This is a genomic window from Flavobacterium hiemivividum (genome assembly GCF_004349145.1).
Taxonomy (GTDB): domain Bacteria; phylum Bacteroidota; class Bacteroidia; order Flavobacteriales; family Flavobacteriaceae; genus Flavobacterium; species Flavobacterium hiemivividum.
In genome coordinates this window covers 288,086-298,257 of sequence record NZ_SMFO01000003.1, presented here as the reverse complement: position 1 = coordinate 298,257, position 10,172 = coordinate 288,086, and the positions used below count along the sequence as shown (strand labels likewise).

The following is a 10,172-nucleotide window of genomic DNA, read 5'->3' as shown; positions in this document are numbered from 1 at the left end:
CTTTACTCAAAGATAATGACTTACTTTCAATCGTTTTTAGAACTTTTAACTTAAAGGCTTCACTATAATTTTTGTTTTTTTGTATTGGTAAAAGACCTTCAATTCCAAATTCATGATAACACCTAATCCAATCTTTAAGGCTGGTTTTTCCTATGCCATTTTCTTTAGATATAGAAGTTATTGATTGATTTTTTTTTAAAACTTCATTTACACAGCGAAGTTTAAATTCATAACTGTACTTAACTTTTCTTTCCATAAAAATGCCCCCAAATAGTGTCTAACTTTTTGGGGGCAGTGTACTCGGGGCAGCTTTTCTTTTTAGTACATTTGAAGAAAGTTATTTCGCAAAGACAAGCAAAGGAAATCACGAAGTCACGCCAAATATTAAACAGTAAAATAATTTTGAGATTCTCTACGATTAATTAGCACGTCCAAGCTATACTATAATTCCTAAGAATAAAACTCTGCGGATCTCTGTGATCCCTTAGCGCATTCTTTGAGAAACAATTATTCAAATAAAGCATTCTTGATATTTTCATAATAGTTTTCGCTCTAAACGGATTATACCAAATAAAAAAGGTGTCAATTTACATTGACACCTTTTTATATAGTTGTAGAAAAAAATATTAATATCCTCCTCTGTTTCCACCACCACGGTTATCTCCACCACGGCTGTTTCCACCACCATAACCACCGCGTGAATCTCCACCACGACTGTTATTGTTAAAACTTCTTCTTTCTCCTTCTGGTTTTGGCTCAGATTTGTTAACTACAATTGCACGTCCTTGAACAGTTGCACCGTTCAATTCATCAATCGCTTTTTGAGCTTCATCATCATTTGTCATTTCAACAAAACCGAATCCTTTACTTCTTCCAGTAAATTTATCAGTAATAATTTTTACAGAATCAACTGCACCGTAAGCCTCGAAAGACTCTCTTAAATCTGCTTCCTCAATACTGAATGGAAGGCTTCCAACAAAAATATTCATATGTACTTATTTATAATATGCAACAAATATAGTTATATTAATTTATAACACACTATAAATTAGCTTATTTCTGTTTTTATTACGATTTAAAAAACAAAAAGATTCTCCTAAAACATTCCACGCAAGTGGTTAACACCAAGATACTTTCGATTTAAGTAAGAATGACTTTATTGGTGACAAACTAAAACAAACCCTACTTATGGAGCAGTTAGTTCCACTGGAACCTTATAAAAAACCCCATGCTGAAAATTCAAAACAGGCTCCCCCGCCGAGTTACTATCTGTATTTTCGGCATTAAATTTAAAAGTTCCTGATATCGTTTTATTCACATCATCATAGTCAGTGATTATAATTTCACCGTCTCCTATAGTAATACCAGTTGTATACGTAATTTTACCAGTATCTTCTGTTATTTCAAAAACAGCAGTTTTCGAATTACTATTGCCCAAAGAGTAACTTTGCACTGTTGTAGAAGTTGTTTTTAAAGTCAATATATCATAACCAGTATAAGCCTCAATTACTACAGATCCATTAGACCCTAATGTCGCTTTGGAATCTAAAGCTCTCCAAAAAACATTATTTTTCGTTACCTGAACGGAAGGATTATTAAAACTAACATCTTCCTCACACGAGAGAATAGAAAAAAGCACCACTATGCATAGGACAAAATTTTTCATAAAACCTTCTTTTAGACAAACAAAAATAAGCTATTAATGATTAATACACAGCACTTCACACAAAAAATGGACTCAAAAATTATGCTTACATCGTTACCCTTCATTAAAATACAATTCGAATTAGTACTTATCAATAAAAAATGTATCTTTGCACCCTTAATTAACAGAGGTCGAGTACCTCAAAATTTAATCACACGATTATGTCAGTAAAAATTAGATTACAAAGACACGGTAAAAAAGGAAAACCTTTTTACTGGGTTGTAGCAGCTGATGCTCGCTCAAAAAGAGACGGTAAATACTTAGAGAAAATCGGTACTTACAATCCTAACACTAACCCAGCAACTATCGATTTAAACCTTGATAGTGCAGTTAAATGGTTGCACAATGGTGCTCAACCAACTGAAACTGCTAAAGCAATTCTTTCTTACAAAGGAGCTTTATTGAAACATCACCTTGATGGTGGTATTCGTAAAGGTGCCTTAACTCAAGAGCAAGCTGATGCAAAATTAGCTACTTGGTTAGAAGCTAAAACTGGAACAGTTGACGCTAAGAAAGACGGTTTAACTAAAGCGCAAGCTGATGTTAAAGCTAAAGCTTTCAAAGCAGAACAAGATGTAAACGCAAAACGTTTAGCTGCTGCAGCTAAAGCTGAAGCGGATGCTATTGCTGCTGCTGCTCCTGCTGAAGAAGTTGCTGAAGTTGAAGCTTCAACTGAAGAAACTCCTGCTGCAGAAGAAAACAACGAAGAAACTCAAGCATAAATTTAGAAGCGAAGATGCGTAAAGAAGATTGTTTCTATTTAGGTAAAATCGCCAAAAAATTTAGTTTTAAAGGGGAAGTCCTTGCCTATTTAGACACCGACGAACCAGAGCTATACGAAAACTTGGAATCAGTGTTTGTTGAATGCAACAAACACTTGATTCCTTTTTTTATTGAAAATAGCTCCTTGCATAAAAACGATTTCCTAAGAATTCGTTTTGAAGACATGAATACCGAAGAAGAAGCAGATGCCATTATGGGCAACGACATCTATCTTCCATTAAAGATGTTACCAAAACTTACAGGTAACAAATTCTACTATCACGAAGTTATTGGTTTTGAAGTTGAAGACAAACGCCTAGGTGTTGTTGGTAAAATCGAATCCATAAATGATACCACCGCACAACCTCTTTTTGAAGTATTAAACGGTGAAGTAGAAATCCTTATTCCAATGATTGATCATTTCCTTGTCAAAATTGACCGCGAAAATAAAAAAGTGATCATGGATTTACCGGAAGGTTTAATCGAAATGTACCTATAAAGAAAGTATTCAGTGATCAGTTTTCAGTGATCAGTTTCCTTCCATCCACAATTTGTTAAACTACAATCATTTTGTTTCAATTTAAAAAATTCCTCATAAAACAAGATCGGTGTGCCATGAAAGTTGGAACAGATGGTGTATTATTAGGCGCTTGGACTTCTATTGAGAACAATCCCTTTAGCATACTTGACATTGGCGCTGGAACGGGAATAATTGCATTAATGCTAGCACAACGTAGTAATGCCGAACAAATTGACGCCTTAGAAATTGACGAAAACGCTTATGAACAAGCGGTTGACAATTTTGAAAACTCCCCTTGGAGCGATCGTTTATTTTGCTTTCATGCCAGCTTAGATGAATTTGTTGAAGAACCGGAAGACAAATACGATCTTATCGTTTCTAACCCTCCGTTTTATTCTGAAGATTATAAAACAGATTGCGACCAAAGAGATTTAGCTCGCTTTCAAGACGCTATGCCATTTGAAGATTTGATCGAAGCTGCGGCTTTATTACTTTCTGAAAACGGTGTTTTCTCTGTAATTATTCCATTCAAAGAGGAAGAAAAATTCTTAGCGCTAGCTTTTGACTACGAATTATATCCCATAAAAATTACACGAGTAAAAGGAACACCAACTACGGAAATCAAGCGCAGTCTATTGGCTTTTAGCCGAAATGCAATTGAAATAGTCCCTACGGATGTCTTAATCATCGAAATCGCAAGACACCTCTACACTCCCGATTACATTGCTTTGACAAAAGACTTCTATTTGAAAATGTAAACTGAAATGCGTTTTCGACAAGAAGACTGCACATTAGAATACTTATCCTCTTCGCAGAATTTCTTTCTTCAAAATCAAATTGAAGCTCAAATTACTTATCGCACCAAAAACGCATCGCACTCACTATTTCTACAAATATTTTAAAATTATAACATTTACTATTGGTTTTGTTATATTTCTTTGTTTAAATTTGTGATGTAAAAACAACCAATCAAGCAATTAACCTTAATTTTATTCTCCTAGAAGAATACAAATTCTTTCCTACTGCGATACTATTATAAAAAGACTCAATATGAAACCAGATTTATTTCAATCACCTGATTATTACAACCTAGACGATTTACTAACAGACGAACATAAATTAGTTCGCGATTCTGCTCGTGCATGGGTAAAACGTGAAGTATCTCCTATCATAGAAGAATATGCTCAACGAGCCGAATTCCCGAAACAAATTATTAAAGGTTTGGCTGAAATTGGTGGTTTTGGCCCCTATATTCCAGAACAATATGGTGGAGCAGGATTAGACCAAATCTCATACGGCTTAATCATGCAAGAAATTGAGCGCGGAGATTCTGGCGTACGTTCTACTTCTTCTGTTCAATCTTCTTTGGTTATGTACCCTATTTGGAAATACGGAAACGAAGATCAACGCATGAAATATTTACCAAAACTTGCAACGGGAGAATTCATTGGATGCTTTGGATTGACAGAACCTAACTATGGTTCTGACCCTGGAAGCATGATTACCAACTTTAAAGATATGGGCGACCATTATTTACTGAATGGTGCCAAAATGTGGATCTCAAACGCTCCTTTTGCAGATATAGCGGTGGTGTGGGCAAAAAATGAAGACGGAAGAATTCACGGACTTATAGTAGAACGCGGAATGGAAGGTTTCACCACTCCAGAAACACATAACAAATGGTCACTGCGTGCTTCATCAACAGGAGAATTAATCTTTGACAATGTAAAAGTCCCAAAAGAAAATTTATTACCTAACAAATCTGGTCTTGGAGCACCACTTGGATGCTTAGATTCGGCACGTTATGGAATTGCTTGGGGAGCAATAGGAGCTGCAATGGACTGTTATGACACTGCACTTCGCTATGCCAAAGAACGAATTCAGTTTGACAAACCAATCGCAGGAACACAATTGCAACAAAAGAAATTAGCTGAAATGATCACAGAGATCACTAAAGCACAATTACTGACTTGGAGACTAGGTGTATTGAGAAACGAAGGAAGAGCAACAACGGCTCAGATTTCTATGGCCAAAAGAAACAATGTAGACATGGCTATTAACATCGCTCGTGAAGCGAGACAAATATTAGGAGCAATGGGAATAATCGGTGATTACTCTATCATGCGTCATATGATGAATTTAGAGTCCGTAATCACTTATGAAGGAACCCACGACATCCATTTATTAATTACAGGAATGGATATTACAGGAATTCCTGCTTTTAAATAGAATTAAACGACTATTAAAGTATCTATAAAATTGATTGCAAAAGCTTCTTGGAAACAAGAAGCTTTTTTATATTTACCACAAAAACAAATCTGATGAACATTCAAAACATAAACAACGCGATCGACCCACAAAAAAAGATCTTGTTGCAGCATCCCTTATATGCCAAAGTAAAAACTATCGAAGATTTACAGTCTTTCTTAGAAAGCCATGTATTTGCCGTTTGGGATTTTATGTCTTTACTAAAAGCGTTACAATCTAAGCTAACCTGTACTATAACTCCTTGGTTTGCCACTGCAAATCCAGAAACAAGGTACTTAATCAACGAAATTGTATTAGCAGAAGAATCTGATTTGACACTTGATGGCCGCAGACAAAGTCACTACGAAATGTACATCGAAGCCATGAAAGACTGTGGCGCAAGCACCCTAGAGATTGAAAATTTCATCGCCCAAATAAATTCGTTACAAAATATCTTTGTTGCTATCAAGACCAGCAATTTACATTCTAACATTAAAGCATTTCTAGATTTTACTTTTAGAGTTATCGAACAAGGGAAACCACATGAAATTGCAGCTGCATTCACCTTTGGAAGAGAAGACCTAATTCCGAGTATGTTTACAGCAATTCTAAAAAATTTCGAAGCTAATTTTCCTGATACTGATTTAAGTAAATTAATTTATTACTTCGAAAGACATATCGAATTAGATGCTGATGAGCACGGACCAATGGCCATGAAGATGATTACTGAGCTATGTGGCGAGGATGCTCAAAAGTGGACAGAGGTCGAAGAAATATCGGTGATGGCTTTAGACAAAAGAATAGGTCTTTGGGATGCTATCGAAGAAATCATTACGATGAAAGTCGAGATGGCGTAATCCTTTTCAATCCAATGCTTCCGGATTTTCGTACGTATTATTACAATTGATTACCAATAATATATCGATATGAAAAACCAAATCAAAATCACAATAGTTGCTATTTTAGGAGTATTTATTGTTAGTTGTAGTACCGAAAGTCCAGTTACTGCAACTGTAGTCCCACCAACTAGCCAGCAAAGCACTACCGATTCTGCTCCCGAAGCGATTCCGATGATACAAACCAGAGACAACCAAATACGCTATTTAGCGCTTGGCGACAGCTATACTATTGGACAAAGTGTTTGCCAAAGCTGTCGGTTTCCAGTGCAGTTGCAACAAAGTTTAGAAAACACGAATACAAAAAATAGTTTCTCCCTAAAAATTATTGCACAAACAGGATGGACAACTAGTGATTTAATTTCGGCGATTAACAGTCAGAATTTAATATCAGACTATGATTTAGTTACCCTATTAATTGGGGTTAACAATCAATACCAACGTAGACCTTTTTCTTTATTCGAAAAAGAATTCCCTGAATTAGTCAATAAAAGTATTGCACTTGCAAAAGGAAATAAAACAAACCTCATCGTAGTTTCGATTCCGGATTATGCTTATACACCGTTTGGCCAAGGTTCCAGTTCTCCTGCTACTATTTCAGCAGAAATCGATAACTATAATACTTTCGCCAAAAACTACTGCGAAGCGCGTAATATTCGATTTATAAATATCACCGATATCACACGAAAAGGACTTACAAATAAGAGTTTAGTAACAAATGATGGCTTGCATCCTTCTGAAGAGGCCTATCGCTTATTTGTGGAAAGAATCGCTCCCAAAGCTGCTGCATCGCTTAATAAATAAAAAAGCGCCACATTTAATTGTGACGCTTTGTATTTAATTCTCTGGAGCCAGTTCTAACTCTAATCCTTCTAAACTTTCAGTAATTGGGATTTGGCATCCCAAACGACTATTTGTCTTAACATAAAATGCCTCTGAGAGCATCGCCTCTTCATCGTCTCCCATTTCAGGTAACGACACATCATTAAGAACATAACATTGACAAGAAGCGCACATTGCCATTCCACCGCATGTTCCTTCCACAGGAAGTTCATACGCTTTACACAGCTCCATGATGTTCATGGCCATATCTGTGGGCGCTTGCAGTTCATGTACTACTCCTTCTCTGTCCTTAATTTTTATTAATACGTCCATTTCAGTTTTCAGTTTTCAGCACACATAGTACAACCTACCGTTGTAATCTTTGAGATACTTTATTAACAATTAATGTTTTTTGAAATTGCCTTTTGATATTGCCTTTTGATATTGATTTTTAATTGACCGCGTTTTAAAATTAAAAAGAGCACAGCCATTGGCTACATGTTAAAAAAAACAATCCTCAATTTATCTTATAAAAGTCACACCAAAAGTATTTACAAGATGTTCACAACAGTTTCTATTTGTGGAGCAAACTTTTTAATAGTCGTTTCCACTCCAGCTCTCAATGTCATTTGGTTCACACTACAACTGGTGCAAGCGCCCTCCAGCCTCACTTTGACATGCTTCCCTTCTTCAATTGAAATTAAAGTAATATCTCCACCGTCTGACTTCAAAAAAGGTCTGATTTCCTCAAGTGCTTTTTGAACTTCTGTTGTTAATTCTTCTATTGTCATTTTACTTTATTTAAAAATATAAAAAGCAGTATATTTAATCTAATGTTATTTTTTAACTGCTGAACAGCCTGCCATTGTAGTGATCTTAACGACCTCTGAAGCAGGTAAATTTTCATTTCGTTTTACCGTTTCCTGTACAACATTGCGGGTAACTTCATCAAAAACGTTCTCCACTGCAGATGCGGTTTGCATAGCTGCTGGACGTCCGTAATCTCCTGCTTCACGAATTGATTGCACAATTGGAATTTCACCTAAGAATGGCACATCTAAGTCTGCCGCTAAGTTTTTAGCTCCTTCTTTTCCGAAAAGGTAATACTTGTTCTCAGGTAACTCTTCAGGTGTAAAGTAGGCCATGTTTTCGATTATTCCTAAAACAGGAACATTTATAGCCTCCGACATGAACATAGAAACTCCTTTCTTGGCATCAGCTAACGCTACGGCTTGCGGCGTACTTACAACGACAACTCCCGTTATTGGCAATGATTGAACGATAGAAAGGTGAATATCTCCAGTTCCTGGAGGTAAATCGATTAACATAAAATCTAGTTCTCCCCAATCAGCATCAAAAATCATTTGGTTCAATGCTTTTGAAGCCATTGGCCCTCTCCAGATTACAGCCTGACTTGGCGCAGTAAAGAAACCAATCGATAGTATTTTCACTTCGTAGCTCTCCACCGGTTTCATTTTAGATTTACCGTCAATAACTACAGAAATAGGTTTTTCATTTTCGACATCAAACATAATTGGCATTGAAGGACCGTAGATATCGGCGTCTAAAATACCAACACTGAATCCCATCTTAGCCAATGTTACCGCTAGATTTGCAGTAACTGTAGATTTCCCTACTCCCCCTTTACCTGAGGCAACAGCGATTATATTTTTTATTCCAGGAATAGCTTTTCCTTTAATTTGATTTGGATTTTCAGCTACAGCAGCTTCCACTTTAGTATTTACTTTAACTTTAGCTTCTGGAGAAACCAATTCGTGAATCGTTTTCTTGATATCGTCTTCTGCTCGTTTCTTGATGTGCATCGCCGGTGTATGCAATACTAAATCAACTACAACCTCATCTCCAAAAGTGACTACATTTGCAACCGCTCCGCTTTCCACCATATTCTTTCCTTCTCCAGCAATAGTAATTGTTTCTAAAGCTTTAAGAATTTCTTTTCTATCTAATTTCATTATAATTATCCTGTTTTCGATTGCTATTTACAGTTGAAACCTTATTTTTATTTAGACTGATTTCAGTCCATAAGTTTCGGGAGTAAAGATACTATGAAAAGTTCTTATTCTAAAGGAATTGGATTGGATTTATTGATATCGAAATTAATCATTGTTATTCTATTTAAAAGAGTATCAATTTTGAAAGCATCTAGCTAATAGAAAATTAACTCTCCACTTCTGGCTGCCAAAAAATTTTATCGAAATCAATAATCTGATTATCCACTACAACTATACCTTCACTTTCTAATAATTGCTGCATGAGATTAGTACCGTCAAAATGGAATTTTCCAGTTAGCAATCCTTTTCTGTTTACTACACGATGTGCGGGAACGTCATCCATACTGTGAGATGCATTCATTGCCCAACCCACCATTCTCGCTGAGCGTGCTGCGCCTAAAGCTTTTGCAATAGCGCCATAAGAAGTTACTCTCCCGTAAGGAATTTGTCTTGCGACCGCATAAACCCTTTCGAAAAAATTCTCGTTTGACATCATTTTAATTTAAAAATGGAAAAGCAATCCAACAACTACACGACGAACTATCGCAAATAATACTTAATAATATTAAATAGCGTAACAATCGAAATTAACCCTGTAATACTACCAATGATGCGGTTCATATTCTTCAAAAGATAATCGGCTTTGTTTTCTATTTTTTGAAAAAAGGCAATATAAAAGTAAAACACAAGCGTGGATCCTAAAACCGATCCAATGACAAAACTAAGAATCGAGCTTGAACTAAAAGAAAAAATTTGGTAGGATGACAATGTAATACTTACAAAAACGTAGTAAGGAATTGGGAAGAAATTAAGCGACGAGAGCAGCATTCCTAAGAAAAAACGTTTCTTTTTGCTGATTTTTTTAATTTTGGCTTTCTTGATTTTAGGTTCTTTGGCAATCCACAAAAAATAAACCGTCAAAGCTCCAAATAAAGCGAAGCCTATTTCCCGCAACAAAACGACTATATCTGGCCTGATATCGATTACTCGAGCAAAAAGTATCGCCAAATAGACTTGGCAAAAAATAATTATTATTGCACCAAAAACAAACCAGAAAGCATTTCTCCTCCCTTCTTTTAAGTTCACTTTGGCTGCTGTCATGTTGAGTAATCCTGGCGGAGTAATCCCTATTAAAGCAGTTATAAAACCGGAAAGTAAAGAAATAATTAGATTCATAATCAGTGCGTCAGCATTCACAAAAGACAATC

Annotated in this window: 14 protein-coding genes; 6 read left to right on the top strand and 8 right to left on the bottom strand. The window is 35.9% G+C overall.

Annotated features, from left to right (window positions below; all coding sequences use genetic code 11):
* The 3 genes from E0F98_RS07250 to E0F98_RS07240 all read right to left on the bottom strand — a co-directional run.
* The coding region (locus E0F98_RS07250) for a helix-turn-helix domain-containing protein (protein WP_132109309.1) at positions 1 to 256 on the bottom strand (256 nt) is incomplete at its 3' end.
* Positions 257 to 626: 370 nt separating this feature from the next.
* Complete coding sequence (locus E0F98_RS07245) at positions 627 to 989, bottom strand: RNA recognition motif domain-containing protein (protein ID WP_035668600.1); 363 nt, start codon at positions 987 to 989, stop codon at positions 627 to 629.
* Positions 990 to 1,186: 197 nt separating this feature from the next.
* Positions 1,187 to 1,666, bottom strand: a complete 480-nt coding sequence (locus E0F98_RS07240) for a DUF6252 family protein (RefSeq protein ID WP_132109981.1) — start codon at positions 1,664 to 1,666, stop codon at positions 1,187 to 1,189.
* Positions 1,667 to 1,866: 200 nt separating this feature from the next.
* Here E0F98_RS07240 and E0F98_RS07235 point away from each other — a divergent pair, with 200 nt between their 5' ends.
* From E0F98_RS07235 to E0F98_RS07210, 6 genes are all read left to right on the top strand, one after another.
* Complete coding sequence (locus E0F98_RS07235; RefSeq protein ID WP_132109979.1) at positions 1,867 to 2,427, top strand: 30S ribosomal protein S16; 561 nt, start codon at positions 1,867 to 1,869, stop codon at positions 2,425 to 2,427.
* A 14-nt stretch (positions 2,428 to 2,441) separates the two neighbouring features.
* Complete coding sequence (gene rimM / locus E0F98_RS07230; RefSeq protein ID WP_132109977.1) at positions 2,442 to 2,966, top strand: ribosome maturation factor RimM; 525 nt, start codon at positions 2,442 to 2,444, stop codon at positions 2,964 to 2,966.
* A gap of 71 nt (positions 2,967 to 3,037) precedes the next feature.
* Positions 3,038 to 3,745: a tRNA1(Val) (adenine(37)-N6)-methyltransferase gene (locus E0F98_RS07225; protein ID WP_132109975.1), complete on the top strand. Its 708-nt coding sequence runs from the start codon at positions 3,038 to 3,040 to the stop codon at positions 3,743 to 3,745.
* A gap of 292 nt (positions 3,746 to 4,037) precedes the next feature.
* Positions 4,038 to 5,216, top strand: coding sequence for an acyl-CoA dehydrogenase family protein (locus E0F98_RS07220; RefSeq protein ID WP_132109973.1), 1,179 nt, complete (start codon positions 4,038 to 4,040; stop codon positions 5,214 to 5,216).
* A gap of 92 nt (positions 5,217 to 5,308) precedes the next feature.
* A complete protein-coding gene (locus tag E0F98_RS07215) occupies positions 5,309 to 6,091 on the top strand; it encodes a DUF3050 domain-containing protein (protein WP_132109971.1) in 783 nt (260 codons plus the stop codon).
* Between the two features lie 69 nt (positions 6,092 to 6,160).
* Entirely contained in the window at positions 6,161 to 6,934 is a 774-nt protein-coding gene (locus E0F98_RS07210; RefSeq protein ID WP_132109969.1) for an SGNH/GDSL hydrolase family protein, read from the top strand.
* Positions 6,935 to 6,967: 33 nt separating this feature from the next.
* On the opposite strand, the gene E0F98_RS07205 is transcribed toward E0F98_RS07210, so the two are convergent.
* From E0F98_RS07205 to E0F98_RS07185, 5 genes are all read right to left on the bottom strand, one after another.
* Positions 6,968 to 7,285 (bottom strand): 2Fe-2S iron-sulfur cluster-binding family protein, encoded by a 318-nt coding sequence (locus E0F98_RS07205; RefSeq protein WP_132109967.1) that lies wholly within the window; start codon positions 7,283 to 7,285, stop codon positions 6,968 to 6,970.
* Positions 7,286 to 7,503: 218 nt separating this feature from the next.
* Positions 7,504 to 7,743, bottom strand: coding sequence for a NifU family protein (locus tag E0F98_RS07200; protein ID WP_132109965.1), 240 nt, complete (start codon positions 7,741 to 7,743; stop codon positions 7,504 to 7,506).
* Between the two features lie 45 nt (positions 7,744 to 7,788).
* Entirely contained in the window at positions 7,789 to 8,925 is a 1,137-nt protein-coding gene (locus E0F98_RS07195; RefSeq protein WP_165929293.1) for an Mrp/NBP35 family ATP-binding protein, read from the bottom strand.
* Positions 8,926 to 9,130: 205 nt separating this feature from the next.
* On the bottom strand, positions 9,131 to 9,457 hold the full coding sequence (locus E0F98_RS07190; RefSeq protein ID WP_132109961.1) for an MGMT family protein: 327 nt from the start codon (positions 9,455 to 9,457) through the stop codon (positions 9,131 to 9,133).
* A gap of 47 nt (positions 9,458 to 9,504) precedes the next feature.
* Positions 9,505 to 10,140 (bottom strand): LysE family transporter, encoded by a 636-nt coding sequence (locus E0F98_RS07185; protein ID WP_132109959.1) that lies wholly within the window; start codon positions 10,138 to 10,140, stop codon positions 9,505 to 9,507.
* Between the last annotated feature and the right edge of the window lie 32 nt (positions 10,141 to 10,172).

What these genes read in the sequence shown, in the direction of transcription:
- E0F98_RS07245 (WP_035668600.1), bottom strand. Translation starts at nt 989, where the DNA reads ATGAATATTTTTGTTGGAAGCCTTCCATTCAGTATTGAGGAAGCAGAT.
- E0F98_RS07240 (WP_132109981.1), bottom strand. Translation starts at nt 1,666, where the DNA reads ATGAAAAATTTTGTCCTATGCATAGTGGTGCTTTTTTCTATTCTCTCG.
- E0F98_RS07235 (WP_132109979.1), top strand. Translation starts at nt 1,867, where the DNA reads ATGTCAGTAAAAATTAGATTACAAAGACACGGTAAAAAAGGAAAACCT.
- rimM (WP_132109977.1), top strand. Translation starts at nt 2,442, where the DNA reads ATGCGTAAAGAAGATTGTTTCTATTTAGGTAAAATCGCCAAAAAATTT.
- E0F98_RS07220 (WP_132109973.1), top strand. Translation starts at nt 4,038, where the DNA reads ATGAAACCAGATTTATTTCAATCACCTGATTATTACAACCTAGACGAT.
- E0F98_RS07215 (WP_132109971.1), top strand. Translation starts at nt 5,309, where the DNA reads ATGAACATTCAAAACATAAACAACGCGATCGACCCACAAAAAAAGATC.
- E0F98_RS07210 (WP_132109969.1), top strand. Translation starts at nt 6,161, where the DNA reads ATGAAAAACCAAATCAAAATCACAATAGTTGCTATTTTAGGAGTATTT.
- E0F98_RS07205 (WP_132109967.1), bottom strand. Translation starts at nt 7,285, where the DNA reads ATGGACGTATTAATAAAAATTAAGGACAGAGAAGGAGTAGTACATGAA.
- E0F98_RS07200 (WP_132109965.1), bottom strand. Translation starts at nt 7,743, where the DNA reads ATGACAATAGAAGAATTAACAACAGAAGTTCAAAAAGCACTTGAGGAA.
- E0F98_RS07195 (WP_165929293.1), bottom strand. Translation starts at nt 8,925, where the DNA reads ATGAAATTAGATAGAAAAGAAATTCTTAAAGCTTTAGAAACAATTACT.
- E0F98_RS07190 (WP_132109961.1), bottom strand. Translation starts at nt 9,457, where the DNA reads ATGTCAAACGAGAATTTTTTCGAAAGGGTTTATGCGGTCGCAAGACAA.
- E0F98_RS07185 (WP_132109959.1), bottom strand. Translation starts at nt 10,140, where the DNA reads ATGAATCTAATTATTTCTTTACTTTCCGGTTTTATAACTGCTTTAATA.